The organism is Bradyrhizobium erythrophlei (genome assembly GCF_900129505.1).
Lineage (GTDB): Bacteria > Pseudomonadota > Alphaproteobacteria > Rhizobiales > Xanthobacteraceae > Bradyrhizobium > Bradyrhizobium erythrophlei_D.
Window position 1 is genome coordinate 1,484,556 of sequence record NZ_LT670818.1, and the last position, 22,334, is coordinate 1,506,889.

Genomic DNA, 22,334 nt, shown 5'->3' on the forward strand with positions numbered 1-22,334 from the left:
ATGACTATCAATACGAACCCCAAAAAACTCCGTGGCTTTGAACAGTTCATCAAGGTCAAGGTCGAGAACGTTTCGCGTCGCAGCATCCTGAAGGGCCTCGGCATCGCCGGAGGCCTTGTGCTCGCCGCTCCCGTGATGTCACGCCCCGCTTTCGCCGCGTACCAGACCGGCGCGAGCAAGATGCCGCACGGCACCGTCGTCGACCCTCGTGTTTTCGTGTCGATCGCACCGGATGGCATAGTTACAATCGTCGCACACCGTGCCGAGATGGGGACAGGAGTCAGAACCAGCCTGCCATTGATCGTAGCCGAAGAGATGGAAGCCGACTGGTCGCGCGTCCGCGTCCAGCAGGCCCGTGGCGACGAAGTCAGATACGGTAACCAGGATACCGACGGATCGCGCAGCACACGGCACTATCTGATCCCGATGCGCCAGATCGGCGCCTCGGCTCGCGCGATGCTGGAAGCCGCCGCGGCGAAACGCTGGGGCGTCCCGGTGAGCGAGGTGAAAGCCGTCAATCACGAGATTGTCCACGGGGCGAGCGGACGCCACATCGGATTTGGGGAACTGGCCGCCGATGCCGCGAAAGAACCGGTGCCGAGCATCGAAAGCCTGAAGCTGAAGGATCCGAAGGATTTCCGTTATCTCGGCAAAGGCCAGATCGGCATCGTGGATCTCCATGACATTACGACCGGCAAAGCGCATTACGGCAGCGATACGCGCCTGGCCGGCATGAAATACGCGGTCATTACCCGTCCCCCGGTAACCGGCGGCAAGCTGGTTTCGTTCGACGCCACCGGTGCCATGAAGGTCTCCGGCGTCGAGAAGGTCATAGAGGTCAGGGGATGGCCGTGGCCGTCCAAATTCCAGCCGCTCGGCGGGGTCGCCGTCATTGCTCGCAACACCGGTGCTGCGATCAAGGGCCGCGATGCGCTGAAGGTTGTCTGGGACGACGGACCTAACGGCAAATACGACTCGGTCGCCTATCGGGCCGAACTTGAGGAAGCCGCGCGCAAGCCGGGGCTGATCGTGCGCAAAGAGGGCGACGTCGATGCCGCCTTGAAGGGGGCCGACAAGGTGATCGTGGGTGAATATTACCTGCCGCACCTTGCCCATGTCGCCATGGAGACGCCTGTCGCGGTCGCCGACGTCAAAGGCGACAAGGCCGAGATCTGGGCGCCTGTGCAAAGTGCGGGTGGAACCCGCGAAGACGTCGCGAAGACGCTCGGCATTCCCGAGGAGAACGTAACCGTCAACGTCACACTGCTCGGCGGCGGGTTCGGGCGAAAGTCGAAGTGCGATTTCGCGCTGGAAGCGGCCCTGCTTTCGAAGGAACTCGGTGCACCGGTCAAGGTGCAATGGACGCGGGACGACGATATTCGTCACGGTTTCCTGCACACCGTTTCGGTGGAACGCATTGAGGCCGGCCTTGACAAGAAGGGCAAGGTGATCGCCTGGCGGCACCGCAGTGTCGCACCGAGCATCGCATCGACATTTGCGGCGGGTACGGTGCACCAGGCACCTTTCGAACTCGGCATGGGACTTGTCGACATGCCGTTCGAGATCGCCAATATCCAGTGCGAGAACCCGGAAGCGGCCGCACACACCCGCATCGGCTGGTTCCGCTCAGTGTCGAATATCCCGCACGCCTTCGCCGTGCAGTCCATGGTTGGCGAGCTCGCGCACACCACCAACCGCGATCAGAAGGAAATGTTGTTGGAGCTCATTGGCTCTCCGCGCATCGTTGACCTGTCTTCCGTGAAGGATCTCTGGAACTATGGCGAGCCCTACTCCAGCTATCCGATCGACACGGCGCGGCTGCGGCGTGCCGTCGAGCTGGTCGCCGAGAAGGGCGAATGGGGACGGTCGGTGCCCAAAGGCCATGGGCTGGGGATTGCCGTCCACCGCAGTTTTGTCAGCTATATCGCGACCATCGTCGAGGTGGCCGTGGACGACAAGGGCAAGTTCACGGTGCCTCGGGTCGACACCGCGATCGACTGCGGGACATATGTGAACCCCGAACGAATCCAGTCCCAGATCGAGGGCGCCGCGATCATGGGAATGAGCCTTGCCAAATATGGCGAGATCACCTTCAAGGACGGCAAGGTACAGCAGCGCAACTATGACGACTTCCAGGTGATCCGAATTGACGAGGCTCCTCGTGTGACCAACGTCTACATCGTGCCTCCTGGCCCCGACACGCCGCCAAGCGGCGTCGGCGAGCCCGGCCTGCCGCCCTTCGCCCCGGCATTGGCCAACGCCATCTTTGCCGCGACCGGCAAGCGTATCCGGGTGCTGCCAATCGGCAAGCAACTGGAGACGTAGAGGCATTGCTCGCAGAGACCGTTTCATCGACCCGACGGTGAAACGGTCGCTCAAACAAAAGAATGCGGCGGATAAACATAGGGAGATAGCGTCCATGACCAGAAAGCAATGGCTTTTATCGAGCGTTGTCGCGCTCACAACCTCTGTCTCAACCGCGGTCGTCGCCGGTCCGATCGAGAATTACAGTCCGATAACATCAGCTCGGCTGGAAAATCCGGAGCCGGGGAACTGGCTGATGACGCGCGGCAACTATAAGGGATGGAGCTACAGTTCGCTCGATCAAATCAACACCAGCAACGTGAAGTCGCTGGTACCGGTGTGGAGCTTCTCCACTGGTATGGATTCTGGTCACGAAGCGCCGGCGATCGTGAACAACGGAGTGATGTTCATCTCGACGCCGTACATCCAGGTGATCGCGCTGGATGCGGCCACGGGGGATCTGCTCTGGCGCTACAAGCCCAAGTTTCCCGAAGGGTTCAGCGCCCTGCACAACACCAACCGTGGCGTGGCGCTGTACGGCGACAAGGTATACGTGGCCGGGCTTGATGCCGTGCTGGTCGCGCTCGAAGCCAAGTCTGGCAAGGTCGCCTGGAACGCAAAGGTCGAGGATTGGAAGACCGGCTACTACATGACCATGGCGCCCCTGGTCGTGAAGGGCAAGATTCTGGTCGGCGTGGCGGGCGGCGAGTTCGGCGTGCGCGGCTTCGTCCAGGCATTCGACGCCGAGACCGGCAAGCCGGTGTGGAAGACCTACACGATTCCGGCACCCGGCGAGCCGGGAAGCGACACCTGGCAGAAGCCCGACACCTGGAAGACTGGCGGTGCCTCCACCTGGATGACCGGCAACTATGACGCCGAGTCCAACACGGTCTATTGGGGGACCGGCAACGCCTCGCCATGGTTCGGCGATCAGCGGCCGGGCGACAACCTGTACACCTCCTCCACGCTCGCGCTTGATGGCGATACCGGCAAGATCAAGGGCTATTTCCAGTACCATCAGAACGAGTCGTGGGACTGGGACGAGATGAATGCCCCGATGCTGGTGGACTTCCAGAAGGACGGCGCCACCACCAAGGGCCTGCTGAAGCCGGCGCGCAACGGCTACCTGTACTGGCTCAAGCGCAATCCGGACGGCGGAATCTCCTTCATTAACGCACAAGCCTACGTGCCGCAAAACGTCTTCAAGAGCATCGATCCAAAGACCGGGCGGCCTGAGGTCGACGTGGCCCACAAGCCGGCCACCGGCAAGGCGGCCCAGTTCTGCCCCGGCCTGTGGGGCGGCAAGGACTGGCCGTACGAGGCCTATAACCCGAAAACCGGAATGGTCTACATTCCGTCCAACGAGAACCACTGCAACAACCTGGAAGGCAAGGTCGAGGAGCGCGTCCCCGGACAGTGGTGGACGGGCGTTGCCATCCCGGATTTTCACTTCTCGGTCGACACCAAGGCGGGCTTCTACGGCGAGCTCCAGGCGTACGACGTCGACAGCGGCAAGCGGGTTTGGCGCAACCTGTATTCGAGCTCGATGATGTGGGGCTCAATACTCACCACCGCCGGCGGCCTGGTTTTCACAGGCGGCACCAACGACCGTGAGTTCCGCGCCTACGATGGCAGGACCGGCGAGCAGCTTTGGCACTTCAAGACCAATTCCGGTATCATGGCGCCGCCTTCGACCTACGAGGTCAACGGCGTGCAGTATGTGGCGGTGGCGTCCGGCTACGGAGTCGACCCGGCCTTCCAGCAGGAGCTGATGAGCCAGCTGGTAGGTTGGCAGAAGGATGTGCCGCAGGGCGGCGTCGTCTGGGTCTTCGCCGTCTCCAAGTGAGTCCATCTTTGTTCGCGACCGGCCGCCAGCAATGGCGGCCGGTTTCTCAGCCGGCTGGGTTTCGTTGTAACCTGGTCGGGCCTTTACGCCTTGGATCTAACGATGCAACATGTTCGAGCAGGATCGATGCTGATCCGCTTCTCTGCCTTTGCACTGTTCGGCGCGCTGGCGACCTCTCCGGCCTCGCTGGGGTTCGAACAGGCGCGGGCCGATGAATCGCCCGCCTACGTGGTCGAGGTCACCGACGTGTCCGCCAAGGTCGGCGAGCCGGCGGTGTTGCACGCTACGTTGCGCATTCGCGACGGCTACCGCGTTCTCGAGGGTTACAACAATCGCGTGATCGAACTCTCGTCGTTTGACGATGGGGTGGCGTTCGAGCGTCGCGTGGTGCGGGGCACCATTCAGGAAGGCGGCCTCGACTTCGCGATCGGCATGCGGGCCACTAAGCCCGGCAAACACCCGATCAACGGCTACTTCAGGGTCGGCTACATCCATGGCACCGACGAGTTCGCAATGGTTTCGCTGCGCCTGATCGCGAACGTCAATGGCACCGAATAATGGAAGGAGTGGGCCACATGCCGTGCGATGATTGGCTGCACCGTCGCTGCTACAAGCGTCGAACAATCCTCGGGCTGGTGCTTGCGCCGCTTTTGGCCGGTCCGGCGCGCGCGGCGGAGGAGGGCGAGGCTGCCAAGCCGCCGGCGCCGGACGATCGCTTCGTGTTTCTGACCGGTCCGAAGAAGGGACAGGTGGTTCGGGCCGAGGACCTTGCGCTCGGCGGCCCGCAGGTGCAGGCCTATCCGATGGCTCCGGACGGCACGGTGCGCAGCGACAACCGCCTCAATCTGGTGATCCTGGCGAGGTTCGACCCCGCCGCACTGACCGACGAGACGCGGGCGCGCGCCGCAGACGGCGTCGTTGCCTATTCGGCGATCTGCACGCACCAGGGCTGCCCGGTGAACATGTGGTCGAAGGAGCGCAACGGGTTCGCCTGCTCCTGCCACGCCTCCATCTTCGACCCCAGAAACGCCGCCGAGGTGATTGGTGGGCCGGCTCCGCGTCCGCTTGCGGCGCTCGGGCTGAAGCTCAAGGACGGCGTCGTGACGGTCGCTTCGACCTTTTCGGGCCGCGTCGGCGTCACGCAGAACTGATCCGCGACCGAAATCGCAGTCTTCGCCAATCTCAAGATTGCAGTCGAAGCCGCCGGCGGTGTGATGGACGATATCGTCAAGCTGAATTACTTCCTCGCCGCCGAGGTCGATCAGGCCGACGTGCCGAAAATGCGCCCGATACGCGACCGCTATCTCAATGTTGCCAAGCCGCCGGCCAGTACGTTTGTTGTCGTGAGCCGCCTGATGCGGCCGGGGTGGCTGATCGAGATCGAGGCGGTTGCTGCAATCGACGACTAAGCGAACCGCTGGTCGGCGGCCGCGACCTTCGAGGGCGAGTTTTCCAATGTGACACGCTCATAAAGGGGCAAGGGTGTAGTCCGGTACGTTTGGTGACGTCGCCGAGGAGATCATATTGCGCTGTATGAGTCCGGAAATGGCACCTTTGAGACATACCGACCGGCCCCGACGATGTCCGTTCATCGGGGAAGTTCGGAAGTGGCTTTTCGGAGCCGTCAGGACCGTTTTGAACCCCAACGGACATTGCGGCTACCAGTTTCGGCCAAATGTGCCGCGGCCCAGCCCATACAGGGCCTCTTTTGAGTGGGCGTGGGATCGTGTAGTCTTTCCTTCAAGCTGCTCTTCGAGATGGGATGTGCCGACGTCTCCGGCACAGCCGAATGGGCAGCGCAGATGCTCTCGGCAGGCACCGTATTTTACTAAAACCGACAATCCCTTTTTGTGCCGGTTTCTCACTGAGCATTCGCAGTGCGCACGCGCACACGGCGATGATTGCGCGAAACTCTACTTCGACCGCAATGAGGGAACGCCATGAGATCAAATCTTGGAACATTCGCCACAGCGCTGTTGGCAAGCGCATTCGCCACGGCGGCCTGGTCGCAAGGACTGGGCAACGTGCACTTCGAGACCTCGTGCACGCCGCAGGCGCAGGAGAAATTCGACCGTGGCCTGGCTATGGTGCATTCATTCTTCTATCCGGACAGCGTCCAGGCCTTCACCGAAGCCGCTGCCGCCGACCCGCAATGCGCGATCGCCTACTGGGGCATCGCGATCAGCCATCGTCCCAACCCGATGATCCTGCCGCTGACCTCCACCATTTTGAAGAACGGATTGGAAGCCGTGGAGAAGGGTAAAGCGATCGGTGCCAAGACCGAGCGCGAGCGCGACTGGCTCGCGGCGATCGAATTTTACTACAAGGACTACGACAAAATCGATCAAACCCAGCGCGGGCTTGCCTACGAAAAGGCGATGGAAGCGCTGATGCAGAAATATCCCGACGATCCGGAGGCGGCGATTTTCTACGCGCTTGCTCTCAATGAGACGGCGCTGCACAGCGACAAGACCTATGCCAATCAGCTCAAGGCCGGGGCGATCCTGGAAAAGATCGAGGCAAAAGTACCGGAACATCCGGGCGTGCTGCACTATCTCATCCACACTTATGATTACCCAACGCTTGCGCAACGCGGTCTTGATGCCGCCAATAGATATGCCGAGGTTGCCCCCGCGGCGCAGCATGCCCAGCACATGCCCTCGCACACCTACTCCATGCTCGGGATGTGGACACAATCGATCGCATCGAACACGAAATCGCGGATGGTCGCCCAGACGCAAGCGGCCAGGCTCTGGCCGGGGGCGACGCATCCAGGCGAGCCGCACCATATGGACTTTATGGAATACGCCTTGCTGCAAACGGGACAGGAGGGACAGGCGAAACAGCTACGCGATGACAGCAACGCGATAGAGAAGCTCGGGTTCGAATTCCTCGGCAGCTATACCGCGCTTGCGGCGGTGCCGGCGCGCTTTGCGTTGGAACGCCAGGCATGGAACGAAGCGGCCACGCTTGAGCCGAGGGGCAGCAAGTTCCCACAGGCCGAGGCTATCACCTATTTTGCCCGCGCCATGGGATCGGCCCGCAGCGGCGACCTCACCGCTGCCGAGCGTGACGTCGACAATCTCAAGGTGATTCGTGCCGCGCTGGAAAACGCAAGCCAGTCCTATTGGGCCACACAGGTCGAAATTCAGATGTTTGCTGCGTCGGCCTGGATTGCGCAGGCAAGAGGAGAGAAGGAAACGGCACTGAAGCTCATGCGCGCCGCGGCCGATCTGGAGGATGACAGCGAAAAGCACATCGCTATGGAGAACCGGCTCTACCCGATGCGCGAACTGTTGGGCGACCTGCTGCTCGAACAGCAACAGCCGGGACTAGCGCTCGCGGAATATGAGACTTCGCTGGTGTCGACGCCCAACCGGCTGCGCGGCTTGTACGGCGCAGCTAAGGCGGCGAAGGCCGCAAATCAGCCCGAGAAGGCCACGACATATTTCCGGAAGCTTGCTGAGATGACCAAAGACGCCGATACCGATCGGGTGGAAATCAGCGAAGCCAAGGCATCTTTGATGCAGCAGTAGGCTGCCGAGGCAGAGATTGGGCAGAACGGCTGCCGGCCGCACTGCCGGCAGCCGACTGATGGTACAACAATCATGATGCGTTCGATCCTCATCGCCGCCGTTGCGGGAGTGCTGACCGCAGTGCTGGCTTCGTACTTTTTGACTGCACCTGCACGCCAGGGCCGGACAGCGACGCTGGCCAGCCCGGACAGTGCAGTGTCCAGGGTAACCAATGCAGCCGAAGCGTGGCCGATCTGCTCGACCATGGCAGCAATGGTGGAAACGCCGGATTGGGCAGCGCTCGATCCCGATTTCGCAGGAGGCAAGCGAGCGATCGGCGCCGGCGATTGGGAAGGAGCGATCAAGGCTCTCACGAATGCGGCCCTTCGCGACGCCCGAAATGCGGATATCCAGAACTATCTTGGCTACGCCTATCGCAGGCTGCGGCGGTTCGATCCGGCGATGCAGCACTATCAGCGGGCTCTGACCCTCAATCCTCGGCACCGCAGCGCGCACGAACACCTCGGTGAAGCCTATTTGGCTCAAGGTGATCTGGCGAAAGCCAAAGAGCATCTCGCCGCTCTCGAGCAAATCTGTCTCATCCCCTGCGATGAATACGACGACCTGCAGCGGGCGATCGCGGAATACAACAAACTCGCGAACCGCTGATCGAGTCCGATTTTTCAGCCGGTCGGCCCACAAGTGAATGGAGAGCCGCAGGCCATCGATAGCCAAATTTAGACCGCACGATGGGTGTCACGCCCCATTTTTCCTGATGTCGGAATAGAACCAACATGTCGGCTGTTGGCACTTTTCTGACATGCCGGAGTGGCCTGACGATGTCCGTTCATCGGGATAGACCGGAAGTGGTTGGCAGAGGGTCGAACCGACGCGAATGACCCGGTGGTGCAAGTCGGAGTCGGTGTTTTAACCGCCGCGGCGGATAGCCGACGGACCGAATATTGACCCGCTTGGATCACGCATAGTGGGCGCGAGTGAATTCCTGGAGGAGATGCTCCGAGGCCTGATTGGCATAGGACCTAGGACCGTGACGCCTCTGACGACGGGGCGAACGACTGGAGTACTGTAGTTCAATGTGCCTTCTGCAAATGCTGACGTACTTGGAAGAGCGAGTGCAATTGCTAGTCCGATTGTCGTAAGTTTCAAAGTGGATCCTGCGTACAGTTGTGTCGCTCCAATCGAACAGATAAAGCAAATCCGCCCCCTTTCCATTAAATTCTTCTTTAGCAATAGGAGCCGCCAAGCCGCTCACATCCTCGCAGAGCCTTGATCTTGTGAGCGGAGGCAGACTTAAAACCCGCTGACTCAACCCAGCGCTGAATCTCCGATCCAGCCAAACTACCCAGCACCGACAAGCTGACCGAATGAGGGCCATGTCTGTTCCTGGCACTAACCGGCGGTTAGAGGGCGGGCAGAGCATGTCCGCTCTGCCCGGGTATTTCAGACATCGACTTGTTCCGCTATTGCCAGGGCGTCATCTACTTCGATGCCCAGATACCTGACCGTGCTTTCGATCTTGGTATGCCCGAGCAAGAGCTGGACGGCTCTGAGATTTCCTGTCCGTCGATAGATCAGGGTAGCTTTTGTGCGTCGCAGTGAATGCGTCCCGAACAGCCTTGGGTCCAGTCCAATGCTGCCGATCCACTCCGAAACGAGGCGCGCATATTGGCGGGTGGTCATGTTGGCGTCGGGACCGAGGCGTCCCGTGAACAAGAACTCGCCGGGCCTCTTGTTGGCGGCCTTTAGATAATCATCGATGGCCTGGCGGGTCTGTTCGCTCAATTCAAATCTGACGGGCCGCCCGGTTTTCTTTTGTCGGACCGTTGCGCGATCCGACGTGTATCCACCGGCGGCGATGTCCTCGACCCGAATGGCCACGATATCACACCCTCGAAGCTTACTGTCGATTGCCAGATTGAACATGGCGAGGTCGCGAGCACGGCCTTCGATCTGGAGCTTCGTACGAATCGACCAGACGTGTTTTGGTCGCAGCGGCGGCTTTGCCCCGGTCAACTTTCCCTTGTTCCAAGGCAACTGTTTATGAGGCGTCGGGGTAGCATTTGCTTGATCCAGCATGTTCATACTCCTCGGTTACAGACAAGGAGGGCATGTGCCACTGGATAGACGTCGCTGATCCGACCAATCTGCTCGTTTTAGGTAAGTCGTGTATCTTGAGCCAGCCTTGAGTCAGCCGAGAAGCTCGCTCATAAAACCACCTTTTGAAGGGTTCGTTGCCGTGATCCGCAGCAAGAATGCCTCGCCAACTTGGAGCGACGTCAGAACCGCGCTCCTAGATTTCGATCGCACGGGCCTTCGGGGGCTAGTGCAAGACCTCTACACTGCGAGCAAAGACAACCAGGCATTCTTACATGCCCGCTTGGGCTTGGGTCATGATCAGCTCCGGCCCTTCAAGGCGAGTATTTCCAGATGGATATCCCCGGACCTCGTGAAAGGCCAACCCATATCGGTTTCAAAAGCCAAGAAGGCGATTGCGGATTACAAAAAAGCCATTGGGCGCCCGAATGGGATGGCGGAGCTATCGATATTTTATTGCGAGGAAGCGTTCGGCTTTCTAGAATCCTGCAGCATAGAAGATGAAAGCTACTTTGCTGCTTTGATCCGCATGTATGGACGGTCCCTTGAATGCGTATCGAGCCTACCTCCTGCCGAGCGCACCACCTATCTCGAGCGTGTCGACAAGCTGAGATCGCGCGCGAGGAATGTCGGCTGGGGGGTCGAGGAAGAACTCAATAGCCTTTGGTACGCTGCCGGTCCGGACGAGCACCAGGGTGAATGACGGCTCGTTCTGTCGGTTCCGCCATTGACGAGGGGTCGCAGCCGAGCCGGAATGTCCGCTTTTCTGTCGTTATCAGGGGGAAAACCGGACACGGCGCGGAAAGCCCATTTCGGTCGCAAATGACCCCCCTTAGCGGACATTCAACAACCAAATTTTGCTGTGACGCTCAAGGGCCTGCCAGGCCCTCGGGTTTCACGCAAGCGGATGGTCGAAAATGTTGCCTTTGCTGGCCGGTCGTTTCGGCGAATCGCAAAGTTGGGACCTCTCGCCGATCTTCGGATCTACCCCATCGGGGGCGACGACGAACTCGACGGCCACGGCCTTGGCTCGAGCGCGTGAATCGTCAAAGCTGTTTCAGGGAGAAGGCTGATGCGGTCGAAGCCGGAGCCAGCGCAGATCGGGATCCTGATTCTTGCGACGAGTATCATCCAGCTCGCCAACGGTTTCTTCGGCACCTTCATCTCCTTGCGTGTCGCGATCGAGGACTTCGGCCCGACCATATCTGGCCTGGTGCTCAGCAGCTATTTCGCCGGCTTCACACTGGGCGCGTTGCGTTGCGAACGGATCATCGAACGGGTTGGGCACATCCGCGCCTATGCCGCCCTCGCAGGAATGGTCGTCGCCGCGACCGCGGCCATGCCGCTGCTGGCGGGGCCGCTGCCTTGGTTGATCCTGCGTGCGGTTATCGGTTTTGGTTGCTCTGGTCTTTTCATCGCCACAGAGAGCTGGCTCAACGCCAAGGCCAAGCCAACTGAGCGCGGGCGGATCTTCTCAGTCTATATGTTCGGCACGTTCCTCGCTCTTGCGTTGGGACAGCTGCTGATCGGCCAGGCTAAGGTTGAAACGGCAGAACCCTTCAACGCAATCGCTGTCCTGTTCGCTGTGGCGTTAGTCATCGTGAGCACGACGCGGGCCGAACCGCCCCGTGGGACCGCGTCGACTTCGCTGCCGTTCGGCCAATTGTCCCGCGCGGCGCCCGTCGCCGTCGCCGGCTGCATGGTGAGCGGGTTGGTCAGCGCCAGTTTCTACTCGCTCGTTCCCGCGTGGATGCAGGATGAAGGCATCGCACGCGAGACGATCGCGACCTTCATGTTGTTCGCTGTGCTTGGCGGGCTCGTGTTCCAAGTTCCTATCGGCCGACTGTCGGATCAATTCGACCGGCGCATTGTGTTATCGATGCTGAGCTTCGGCTTTGCGGCCACCGCCATCGCGGTGGTCAATTTGCCGCACTCTCGCCCGGTGATCTTGCCCGCCGCCGCGCTGCTCGGCGGCTTCATGTCGACCATGTATCCGGTCTGTGTCGCCAACGCACACGACCAAATGCCAGCCCATCAGGTCGTTGCAGTGACCGGCCGGCTCATCCTGGTCAGCGGGCTAGGCTCGATCCTTGGCCCGCTGATCGGCACAAGTGTGATGGCGCGCTTCAGCATCGACGGCGTGTTCTATTTTATGGCCGCCGTCGGCCTGCTGTTGGCCCTCCTAGCCGTAGCTCGTCGCTTGGTGACAACGCCGCCGACACACCTAAAGCGAACCTTCGAGATCCTAGCGCCGCAGGCAACGCCGCTCGCGCACGATTTGCTTGGCCCTCCAATGCGTGTCCCCACTTCACAAAAACCCGAGTAAAGCCCGCCGCTGCGACACGCAAAAAGATTATCCTCAGGCTCGTGCCCTAGAGCACCTGACTGGTCGACACAGCTAATTGGCTCGCCTGATGCCGGCGGTACTCCGGACACTCCAGTACTAAGTCCGGTTCGGGCACCAAACGGACATGCTGCCGCAGTCGCCTCACGTCTGTTGTTGGGGGAAGAGCGGACCTAGCTCGGATGGGCCCCGAGGTCTCAGTTCGACCCAACTCGGACATTGGCCCTAGCCCAAGGGCAACGCCCTATGCTTTGATATGTCCGACGGATCTACCGATCTCGGGAGGCCGTTTTGACCGACAATCGCGTTGAACGGCGGCTTGCAGCTATCCTTGCGGCTGATGTGGCCGGATATAGTCGCCTGACCGGCTTGGACGAGGAAGGGACACACGTCCGGCTGAGGGAGCGTTTGCGTGGACTCGCTGATCCCAAGATCAGCGAACATCGTGGCAAGGTCGTCAAGCACACGGGCGATGGCGTGCTCGCTGAGTTCGGCAGTGTCGTAGATGCGGTGCGCTGCGCCATTGAGGTCCAGCGCGGTATGGCTGAGCAAAATGCTACGATGCCGCAGGTCAAGCGGATCGAATTTCGCATCGGCATCCACGTCGGTGACATCATCGTCGATGACAACGATATCTTTGGCGACGGCGTCAACATCGCCGCTCGCCTTGAAGGGATTGCGGAGCCGGGTAGCGTTTGCATCTCTGACGACGCACAACGTCAGGTCCGAGGGAAGGTCGATTTCGCCTTTGAGGATATGGGTCCGCAGAACCTGAAGAATATTGTTGAACCGATGCGAGCGTGGCGGTTGAGGATGAATGCGAGCGGTTCTGCGGCAGCGCCGATAGAGCCGCCTGTCGAGAGCACGCAAGCTCTGGCACTCCCCGACAAGCCGTCTATCGCCGTGCTTCCGTTCGAGAACATGTCCGGCGATCCCGAGCAGGAGTATTTTGCAGATGGTATGGTCGAAGAGATTACTACTGCGCTCTCACGCTTTAAATGGTTGTTCGTGATCGCTCGCAATTCAAGCTTTACGTTCAAAGGCAAAGCCGTCGATGTCAAGGAAGTCGGACGTAGGCTTGGCGTGCGCTATGTCCTTGAGGGGTCTGTGCGCAAGGCGTCGGGGAAGGTTCGGATCACAGGACAGTTGATTGATGCGGTGACCGGCGCGCACATCTGGGCGGACAGGTTCGAGCGTGACATGGCAGATGTTTTCGCGCTTCAGGACGAAGTCACGGTCGCTGTTGTCTCGGCCATTCAGCCAAAATTGTTTCAAACAGAAATTGCAATGGCGACGCGGCGGCGACCGGAGAACCTCACCGCATATGATCTCTTTCTCCGAGCCATGCAGCAGTTTTACCTATCGACCCGCGAAGGGTTGGCCGAGACGATGAGGCTGGCGCATCGCGCTTTGGAGTTGGACCCTCGGTTCGGCTTGGTCGCGGCTCTGGCAGGTACCTGTCACATGCAAAACGTCGTTTGGGGCCATGCAGTCGATCCTCAATTCGACAGGAAGGAAGCAGTTCGGCTTCTTCGCTTGGCATTGAGCATCGACGATGGTGATCCAGACACGATAGCGATGGCTGCCATGACCTCGGCAATCATGGTCGGCGATTGTGAAAGTAGTGTCGAAATGGCTGACCGGGCGGTCGCGCTCAACCCAAATTCATTTCTGGCATGGGGCTGCAGAGGCCAGGTCTATCGAATTGCGGGGCTGCCAGAGGAAGCGGTCAGGAGTTTTGAACACGCCATTCGCATGAGCCCGGTAGACCCGCGGCTACACCTGACGTTTGCTGGGATGGGCACGGCCTTTATTGAGCTTCGTCGCTTTAATGAGGCCATCGTCGCAGGGAAGAAAGCCCTGCGTCAGAACCCCTCTTTTTCGGCAGCTTACCGCTGTCTCGCGTCCGCCTTCGCCCATCTCGGACGTGATGCTGAGGCCCGTGAGGCGGCGGCGCGTCTGCTTGAGGTCGATCGCGCGTTCACAATTTCCGAGTGGACCGCTCGGGGCGGGCAATCAAACTCGAAGCTGCTGATTGAGGGTCTGCGTAAAGCGGGATTGCCCGAATGAACCCGGGTACGCTGCCGAAGACGGGATAACCGGAATGACCGCTTCTGGCACCAACCGGACCAACCGGGCCGGCCTGATGATGTCCGTTGTTCGGGGTAGAGCGGAAGTCTCATTTTAGGGCCGCGAGGACCGTTTTTGACCCGGAAGAGACCTTGTGGTGTCACCGGTTGCCCTTTATTTCTCCCCGCGATCTCGGTCGCCAGTACGTCGAATTTCGGCGCCCAGGAGCCGTGGAACCGCTCGCGGTGACGTTGCTTCTATCAGCGCGTTATCGCACCGCGCATTCCTCAAAGGGTGCACTGGTGCTGGCCAGCCACGCTGCGTCGCTTGTTCAGTTCCAACTGACGTACGGCTTCTGCTCGGCCTTGCTGCAAGCGCCCTCTTCGCGCCCATGATCGCTGCGGCCACGGCGTGGTTCGAGAACAACCGCTATCTTGCCGTCTCCCACGGCGCCGCCTCAGCTTTTTGCTGCCAGGAGGTCCATCGGTGTCGGGATCGGCGGATGGGCCACATGGAAAAATATTTACCGGTGTCGGATCGCTGCCGACTGGTTCGTCCTCAGGTCAGAGCGGACGTCCAATAGCCCCATCTTTGGAGAGAGCCATGCGGTACTTGTGTCTTGTCTACGGCACTGAAGACAGCTTGCCCGTGATACAGAACCCCAACCCCATGTCCAGAGCCGAGGTGGACGGCCTTACGGAAGACTCCTTGGCCTACAACGACATGCTCCGGACGAGCGGTCACTTCATCGTTGCTCATGCCCTCCAATCCGCTCGGACGGCGACCACCGTGAGGGTGCGGGGCGGACAGGTCCTCGTGACCGACGGTCCCTTTGCCGAGACCAAGGAGCAACTGCTTGGTTTCGTTCTGATCGAAGCCAAGGACCACGATGACGCGGTCGAGGTGGCCTCCAGAATCCCGCTGGCGCGCCTCGGCAGCGTCGAGGTGCGCTCAATCATGGACCTGGCGAGAATAGGCCAGTCATAGCTTGGCCTCGCTGTCGGATCGCCACTGCGCGTTCGGTGTAGCCATCTCGGGCCTAGTTGACGCCTAATCTCCCCGGGCCGGCGACCGATCTGGGGCTCGGGACCCTGCCGGCGGTGCTGCGCGCGGAGCGCTGTTTGCCGAATATCTCATCGCAACGCGCGTGATCATTTTGAGGGACGCCTCCCACGGCCGCACTGCGGGGCGATAGCCAATGCGGTCAATGTCGGCTCCTGGCACGAACCGGACATGCCGCAGCAGTCGCTGTATGTCGGTTGTCCAAAGCGGACGTCATTTGCTCGCAGCGAGTATTTCGCCTTTTGACCCAGGCCGTGTGGAAACGTTTTTCGTACCCCAATAACTGCAAGCAACCGGGCGTGACGGACCTCGACGCGACCGGCTGAGCCTATTTTTGCTGTATCGAGTCTGGAGTCAATCCGGGCGCAGCCTCGGGCGGTGCTGAGCGACCTTAGCGGTCTCACGGCGCGCACCATGACACGCTCTTCAAGCCCGGATCGCTGCGAGGAACGGTTTGATACCGACGATGTTCATCACGCGCGTGAGGTTGTAGGCGAGCACGTGCAGCGCCATCTCAGTCGCCACTTTGGGCAGCGTCTTCATCAAAAAGTGCGTCGCCCCCATCCGCATCTTCAGCGTGCCGAACGGATGCTCGACTGTCTCGCGGCGAGTACGCATCGCGTCCGGATTCTTGTCCAGGCGGGCCTGCACAGCATCGACAACGTGCTCGTGTTCCCAACGCGTGATGCGGCGTTGCGGTCCCTTCGTGCACTGAGCCTTCAGCGCGCAGGTCCGGCACGTGTTACTCCAATAGCGGTGCAGGACCAATCCATTTTCCTCGTTCGCGAAGCGGTGGATGAGCGTCTCACCGGCTGGACAAACGTAAATGTCCTCTTCGGCCACATAGCGGAAATCCTGCTTGCCGAAGCGGCCTTCGGACTTTGCCCCCGATGTCTGCGGTTTTGGCAGCGTGACCGTGATGCCAGCCTCTTCGCATGCGAGGATCTCCTCGCCTTTGAAGTAGCCGCGATCGGCGAAGGCTTCGAGGTTTTCTGCCTCCAATGCCGCCTTCGCTTGGTTGGCCATGTTCGCAAGATGCGACTTGTCGGTGCCGACGTTGGTCACCTCATGCGCGACGATCAGATGGTTCTTCGTATCGACGGCCGCTTGTACGTTATAGCCGACCATCCCAGAGCCGCGCCCGCTGGTCGCCATCGAGCGGGAATCAGGATCGGTGAAGGAGACCTGCTGATCGGGCGCGGCAAGCATCTCCTTCTCAATCGCTTTGAGGCGCTTGACCTCCTCTTCGAGCTTGATCAGCTTCTCCTTGAGCCGCGTGGTCCTGGCCACAAGCTCCTCCGACGGCACCTCACTGGCAGCTGTCTGGCGATCGGCTGTGTCAAGTTGGCTCAGATAGCGCGCAACGCTCTCCTCGATCTGCGCCAGACGCCGCTCCATCTTTCCCTTCGTGAAGTTGTTGTCGCGCGAGTTAACCGCCTTGAACTTGCTGCCGTCGATCGCAACGCTCGCTTTCGCCAGCAGACCCATCTTGCGGCACAAGGCAACGAATTGCGCGCAGACCTTCTTGATGGCGGGGCCGTTGTCTTTGCGGAAATCGGCGATGGTTTTGTGATCCGGAACGAGCCGTCCCGTCAGCCACATCACTTCCAGATTGCGGCCAGCCTCACGCTCCAGCCGCCGGCTCGATTGGACCCGGTTGAGATAGCCATAGATATAAAGCTTGAGCATCGCCGAAGGATGATACGCGGGCCGGCCGGTCGCCGCCGGGTTGACGCCATCGAACCCCAGCTCGCGCAGTTCCAGCGCATCGACGAACACATCGACCGCGCGAACAGGATTGCTCTCGTCCACCCAATCATCAAGGCATTCCGGTAACAGTGTCGTCTGCTGGCGATCCGCCCCTTGAACGAAACCCTTCATCATCCCCCCGCGATTCAGCAAGGGAATCATAGCATCGGTCAGGTTTTCACACAGTCTGGGCCCAAGTCGGAAGTCGAGCACCCCATTTGCTGTGACCTAAGAGGCCGCCACTCTGCCATCAGGCCGTGCTAAATTGCTCTCCTCGGGCTGAAAGGTGGCTCGATGAAGCGACGGCCCGGCATGACACTGCCAGCACGAAATTTCCAGCCGAGCTGCGAGCGCGCTACAGGAACTTATCGTTGCGGATGTGCCCTGGGAAACTTCGGGTGAAATGTGACCAAGGATCTCGATTTCTCACTTGCTGATCGCAAGGCCGAGCTTCTGCGCTGGCTAAGCGAGGACGGACGTTTTGCGCCCGATACCGCTGGGCTTCTTGAGATGCTCTGCGAGAAGCTCACCGTGCTCGGGGCGCCGATAGCCCGCGCCACAGTGCATGTCCGTACGCTGCATCCAGAATTCCGGGGAATATCGCGTATCTGGCGCCGTGGACAGAGTACCGAGTTCCGAACGTCGCGACACGGTATCGAGTCTACGTCGGATTACCAGAATAGCCCCCTTCAGTACGTTATCGAAACCGGACAGTGGCTTGATACTGTCCTTAGCGAAGCCACCGACCGGCGCTTCCCGATCCTCGCAACGCTGCGGGCGCAAGGCATTACCCATTACGTGATGGCGCCACTTATCTTTTCGAATCGGATCGTTAACGCGATATCGTGGGGAAGCGACGCTCCCAGCGGGTTTAGGGAAGCGGACGTTGAACTCTTTCGCTATCTAGTGCCGACCTTTGCGCCAGTTCTCGAAGTGACGGCGGGCCGGCGGATCTATGGTGAACTTCTTGCCACCTATGTAGGTCGAGATCCGTGCGCGCGGATTATGGCGGGCGCCGTCCAGCGCGGCAACGTCCACCACATCAAGGCGGCAATGCTGCTCGCCGACTTGCGTGGTTTCAGCCGACTGACAGATGAGCTTCCGGAGCAAAGAATCATTGAACTCCTAAATGCCTTCTTCGATCTGGTCGTCCCTGGCGTCATCGGCAGCGGAGGTGACATCCTGAAGTATATCGGTGATGCGGTCATCGCGATCTTTCCAGTCACCGGCGATGATCCGGCGCTGGCCTGTGAGTCGGCCCTGGTTGCAGCGCAGACAACGCTGGCTGCGCTCCAGGCTTCACCGCCCGAGGTTCAGCAGCATATTTCCATCGATATTGCTCTGCACTATGGTGATGCCGCATACGGCAATATTGGCTCTGGCAATCGCCTCGACTTCACCGCCGTCGGGCGCGACATCAACATCCTCAGCCGGCTGGAACTCCTCTGCAAGGATGTTGGCCGGCCACTGCTCATGACTGGTGCTTTTGCCGCAGAAGTTGCGGCACCGGTCTTTGAAATCGGCCATTTCGAATTGCGCGGCTTCCGTCAGCATAAGTCCTTGTACGGGTTGTGCCAAGGCGGCGAGGTGCCTGCTGCGCCCACGTGGACGGATGGCGCGTAGCACGCTGTACGGACTGTTGGTGGTAAACTCCTGCTTTTGGCACCTTTGAGACATGCCGACTGACCCTTGGAATGTCCGCTGATCGGGGAAGACCGGAAGTGAGCGGCGCACCGCCAGAACGACGCGATTGACCCAACTGAGACATTGGAGTTCCACAAAAATGCACCACCGCGCCAAACTATTAGCGGTGGCGATATTGACCTAGGTCAAAACGGCCAAGCACCCAGACGTACAATTTCGTTTCTAACGCAGGAATCGCGCGAGCCTAACCCCAGGGGGCCGGAGCTTTCCTATGTTGAGATGGCTAATCATAGCCGCTGGCTTAATCCTGCTGGCTCCCCATCCGGCGGCTGCGCTCGATCAGGTTTCGATGCAGCTCAAATGGAAGCACCAATTTCAATTCGCGGGCTATTACGCGGCGCTTGAGCAGGGATTCTACCGCGATGCTGGTTTTGACGTCACTATCCGAGAGGGCGGTCCCGATATCGATGTTGACGAGGCGGTTTCCGGCGGCAAAGCGGATTTCGGCGTCTGCAGCTCCAGCGTTCTGCGCGAATGGGTAATAGGCCGCCACCTGGTCGTGCTGGCCGTCATCTTCCAGCAATCCCCGGCCATCATTCTGGTGCCGCGCCGGGCCGACATCAGAGGCGTCTCGGAGTTGCGCGGCCGCACATTGATGGACGCGCCGGGCAGCGATGAAATCGCCGCGATGCTGAAGCACGAAGGGGTGGATTATGCGACACTGCCTCGCGTCGACCACCGGGGCGACCCGCGCGATCTCCTGGCCGGCAAGGCCGACGCGATGGTCGCCTACAACACCAGCGAGCCGTTCGTCCTTGAACAGCTCGGCGCCGCGTTCCGCACCTTCTCGCCCGCCGCATACGGAGTCGATGTTTACGGCGACAATCTGTGCACCTCCGAAGCGGAGGTAAAAGCCTACCCGGAACGTGTGGCGGCGTTCAGGACAGCGAGTCTGAAAGGCTGGGCCTATGCGCTGGCCCACAAAGAGGCGACGGTCGATCTGATCCTTAAGACCTATCCGGCAAAAAAGAGCCGCGAGGCCTTGCTGTTCGAAGCAGCCCACACGGATCTGCTGGTGCGGCGAAGAGCCGGCCATATTGGTCAACAGGACGCTGAGCACTGGCGAAAAATCGCCACGACCTATCGCAAACTCGGGCTGCTCGCTGACGACACGTTGCCCGCGGGTCTGATGTGGAACAGAGAAGACGATATCGAAGAGCGCTGGCTGATCCCGCTATTGCTTGTGCCAGTCGGATTGGCGATTGCGGCGCTGGTCGGGTACCGAAGCCGCCGCTTCCTCCAGGGGGCATTGGCCCGGTTGGGAGCGCTTACGCCGGCCGTCAGGATGGGGCGCCCAAGGCTGAGTTTGGTCATGTCGTTGCTGTTCATCGGCCTTAGCATTCCCATTCTCATTTTCATCCTGATCTACAATTACAACAAGAACTCGGCTGGCATGGTGTCGATCCTGAACGATGCGGTCGCGCAGACCAGCCGGGCCGGCGTCGAACGCACCGAGAACTTGATCGACAGCACTGAAACCCCGCTGCGCTTTCTCGCCGAGGTAGCTGCCGCGGATCCCGGCTATTTCCGCACCGAGCAAAGCAATGATCTCTTGTACCGCGCGCTAACCTCGGCTGCGCATATCGACGCCGTCTATGTCAGCTTCGAGGATGGCTATCATCGGGTCGTCACCCGCATTGACGAGGACCGCAGACGTAGCGACCCCCGTATTCCGGCGGCGGCGAACTGGCACGCCAGCTACATCGATGCGATCACCTTTGCGCTCTCGCGGGTCCGGCATCGCAAATTTTTTGACATCTGGCCCCACCAGGTCGGCGCATACGATGTCGGCACCGACATGGACATCAGGACTTTGTCCGGTTATCAGACGGCCAAGACGACGCGGACGCTCGCGGTGACCGAGCCTGCGATCAATCCCGACACCGGCTTCCCCATTCTCTTTCTACGTGTTCCAATCTTCCATGGGGTCGATTTCATCGGCTGCGCATCGGTCAACATCACCATGGACGTGCTGTCGCGCTTTCTCGACAAACGCCGCGCCAGCGCGCACAGCACCACTCTGATCGCCGACCGTAACAACGGCAAGATCATCGCCTTTCCGAACGAGAAAAAGGGCGTGCGCGTCGAGAATGGCAAGATCAAGATCGCGACGCTGGCCGACATCGACGATCCGGATGTACGCGAGGCCTCTCGCCAACACGCCGGTGCCGACACCGACAGTCTCGTGTTCCGGTCCCCTGCAAACGGGGAGGATCTGATCGCGGCCTTCGCCAATTTCCCGGATGGCTTCGGCCAACCCTGGCAAGTGATCACACTGACGCCAATCGACGATTTCGTGGGGACGCTGAAGGCGACCAATCGGTTGATCATGGTGGTCATCGTCATCCTCACCATGATCGAGCTGCTCTTCATCTATTTCGCGTCCACCCGGCTGTCGCGGCCCGTCGAACACGTAGCGGAGCAATTGCAGGCGATCGAAGGCCTGCAATTCGACGCGCCGGCGGCGCGGCCATCGAATATTCGCGAGATCGCGAGACTGGAATCCGCGGCTTCACTGCTTCGCACCTCGCTGAAATCCTTCTCCTCCTTCGTTCCCCTCGACGTGGTCCGCCAACTCATCAAGTCGGGCATTCCGCTGACGCTCGGCGTCGAGCCGCGATTCCTCACCGTGTTCTTTTCCGACCTGGAAAATTTTTCCACGCATTCCGAAACCCTGGCGCCGAACGATCTGCTGATGCAGATCTCGACCTACCTCGAGCAGGTATCCGCCGCGATCTTGGAAGAAGGCGGGACCGTCGATAAGTTCATCGGCGACGGCGTCATGGCGTTCTGGAATGCCCCGGTTCGGTGTCCCGACCACGTATTGCGCGCCTGCGCCGGCGCGTTGCGGGCGGCACGGCGCATGGAACTAGTGAACGATACCTGGGAAGCGGAAGGGCGGCCGCGTATCCGCATCAGGATCGGGCTCAATTGCGCCGACGTCCTGGTCGGCAATGTCGGCTCTTCGACCCGGCTCAGCTACACCGCCTTGGGAGATGGCGTGAATGTCGCCGCTCGCCTTGAAGGCATCAACAAGCAGTTTGGCACCACGATTTGCATCAGCGACAGCATCTACGAACAGGTGCGGCCCGAGATATTAGCGCGGCCGTTGAAGCGGGTTCAGGTGAAAGGCCGCAAGACCGAGTTCATGATCTATGAATTGCTTGCCTTGCACGCCAGGGACGATCCGGAGCTAAGGGTCCGCGGTCGGGACGAGCAGCTCTGCGCGATGACCTGGCAAGCCTCGCAGCTGTTCGAGGCCGGCGATTTTGCGACGGCAGGGCGCGCCTATCGCGCCATCCTGGACGAGTTTCCTGATGATCCCGTGACCAAGTTCATGCTGAAGGAATGCCGGGCGGGCGATCTCCCCATACCGCCTCGGAAGCGCGCGGGACATCCAACACGCAAATCCTAAACGCGGTTCCAAACAGCTTTCGTCACGATGAACGGCGTTGGAGTTCGGCCATGATCAAATTGAGTCTTCCACTTCCGTTAATGGCACGAAACGGACATGCTGCCGCAGTCGCCTCATGTCTGTTGTTGGGGAAGGAACGGACCTAGCTCGGATAGGCCCCGAGGTCTGAGCTTGACCCTCATCGGACGTGGCATTGTGTGATAGATTGAA

Annotated in this window: 15 protein-coding genes and 1 pseudogene; 14 read left to right on the forward strand and 2 right to left on the reverse strand. The window is 60.2% G+C overall.

Features of this window, described 5'->3' with window-relative positions:
- The 7 genes from B5525_RS06945 to B5525_RS06975 all read left to right on the forward strand — a co-directional run bounded on the left by B5525_RS06945 (nucleotide 1) and on the right by B5525_RS06975 (nucleotide 8,334).
- Nucleotides 1-2,325, forward strand: coding sequence for a xanthine dehydrogenase family protein molybdopterin-binding subunit (locus B5525_RS06945; RefSeq protein WP_079565341.1), 2,325 nt, complete (start codon nucleotides 1-3; stop codon nucleotides 2,323-2,325).
- A gap of 94 nt (nucleotides 2,326-2,419) precedes the next feature.
- Nucleotides 2,420-4,150 (forward strand): PQQ-dependent dehydrogenase, methanol/ethanol family, encoded by a 1,731-nt coding sequence (locus B5525_RS06950; RefSeq protein ID WP_079565342.1) that lies wholly within the window; start codon nucleotides 2,420-2,422, stop codon nucleotides 4,148-4,150.
- A 102-nt stretch (nucleotides 4,151-4,252) separates the two neighbouring features.
- Nucleotides 4,253-4,708: a hypothetical protein gene (locus B5525_RS06955; protein WP_154073114.1), complete on the forward strand. Its 456-nt coding sequence runs from the start codon at nucleotides 4,253-4,255 to the stop codon at nucleotides 4,706-4,708.
- 17 nt (nucleotides 4,709-4,725) lie between these two features.
- On the forward strand, nucleotides 4,726-5,301 hold the full coding sequence (locus B5525_RS06960) for a ubiquinol-cytochrome c reductase iron-sulfur subunit (protein ID WP_172899828.1): 576 nt from the start codon (nucleotides 4,726-4,728) through the stop codon (nucleotides 5,299-5,301).
- Nucleotides 5,302-5,364: 63 nt separating this feature from the next.
- Nucleotides 5,365-5,559: a RidA family protein gene (locus B5525_RS06965; protein ID WP_244567843.1), complete on the forward strand. Its 195-nt coding sequence runs from the start codon at nucleotides 5,365-5,367 to the stop codon at nucleotides 5,557-5,559.
- 792 nt (nucleotides 5,560-6,351) lie between these two features.
- Nucleotides 6,352-7,686 carry a tetratricopeptide repeat protein gene (locus tag B5525_RS06970; protein WP_197687903.1) on the forward strand — a complete coding sequence of 445 codons (1,335 nt, stop codon included), beginning with the start codon at nucleotides 6,352-6,354 and terminating at the stop codon, nucleotides 7,684-7,686.
- Nucleotides 7,687-7,758: 72 nt separating this feature from the next.
- A complete protein-coding gene (locus tag B5525_RS06975; RefSeq protein ID WP_079565347.1) occupies nucleotides 7,759-8,334 on the forward strand; it encodes a tetratricopeptide repeat protein in 576 nt (191 codons plus the stop codon).
- A 792-nt stretch (nucleotides 8,335-9,126) separates the two neighbouring features.
- On the opposite strand, the gene B5525_RS06980 is transcribed toward B5525_RS06975, so the two are convergent.
- Nucleotides 9,127-9,762, reverse strand: a complete 636-nt coding sequence (locus B5525_RS06980) for a tyrosine-type recombinase/integrase (RefSeq protein ID WP_154073115.1) — start codon at nucleotides 9,760-9,762, stop codon at nucleotides 9,127-9,129.
- A 160-nt stretch (nucleotides 9,763-9,922) separates the two neighbouring features.
- On the opposite strand from B5525_RS06980, the gene B5525_RS06985 reads away from it, so the two are divergent.
- The 5 genes and pseudogenes from B5525_RS06985 to B5525_RS07000 all read left to right on the forward strand — a co-directional run bounded on the left by B5525_RS06985 (nucleotide 9,923) and on the right by B5525_RS07000 (nucleotide 15,181).
- Nucleotides 9,923-10,483, forward strand: a complete 561-nt coding sequence (locus tag B5525_RS06985) for a hypothetical protein (RefSeq protein WP_079573038.1) — start codon at nucleotides 9,923-9,925, stop codon at nucleotides 10,481-10,483.
- A gap of 369 nt (nucleotides 10,484-10,852) precedes the next feature.
- Nucleotides 10,853-12,106, forward strand: coding sequence for an MFS transporter (locus B5525_RS06990; RefSeq protein WP_079565349.1), 1,254 nt, complete (start codon nucleotides 10,853-10,855; stop codon nucleotides 12,104-12,106).
- A gap of 309 nt (nucleotides 12,107-12,415) precedes the next feature.
- A complete protein-coding gene (locus tag B5525_RS06995) occupies nucleotides 12,416-14,194 on the forward strand; it encodes an adenylate/guanylate cyclase domain-containing protein (RefSeq protein WP_079565350.1) in 1,779 nt (592 codons plus the stop codon).
- Between the two features lie 296 nt (nucleotides 14,195-14,490).
- Nucleotides 14,491-14,639: pseudogene (locus B5525_RS46100) on the forward strand (MFS transporter); the annotation flags it as partial.
- Nucleotides 14,640-14,797: 158 nt separating this feature from the next.
- On the forward strand, nucleotides 14,798-15,181 hold the full coding sequence (locus tag B5525_RS07000; RefSeq protein ID WP_079565351.1) for a YciI family protein: 384 nt from the start codon (nucleotides 14,798-14,800) through the stop codon (nucleotides 15,179-15,181).
- A 501-nt stretch (nucleotides 15,182-15,682) separates the two neighbouring features.
- Here B5525_RS07000 and B5525_RS07005 read toward each other — a convergent pair.
- Nucleotides 15,683-17,137, reverse strand: coding sequence for an IS1182 family transposase (locus tag B5525_RS07005; RefSeq protein ID WP_079573040.1), 1,455 nt, complete (start codon nucleotides 17,135-17,137; stop codon nucleotides 15,683-15,685).
- A gap of 273 nt (nucleotides 17,138-17,410) precedes the next feature.
- On the opposite strand from B5525_RS07005, the gene B5525_RS07010 reads away from it, so the two are divergent.
- Complete coding sequence (locus tag B5525_RS07010) at nucleotides 17,411-18,628, forward strand: adenylate/guanylate cyclase domain-containing protein (protein ID WP_079565352.1); 1,218 nt, start codon at nucleotides 17,411-17,413, stop codon at nucleotides 18,626-18,628.
- Between the two features lie 292 nt (nucleotides 18,629-18,920).
- Nucleotides 18,921-22,124: an ABC transporter substrate-binding protein gene (locus tag B5525_RS07015; RefSeq protein WP_079565353.1), complete on the forward strand. Its 3,204-nt coding sequence runs from the start codon at nucleotides 18,921-18,923 to the stop codon at nucleotides 22,122-22,124.
- The last annotated feature ends 210 nt before the right edge of the window (nucleotides 22,125-22,334 follow it).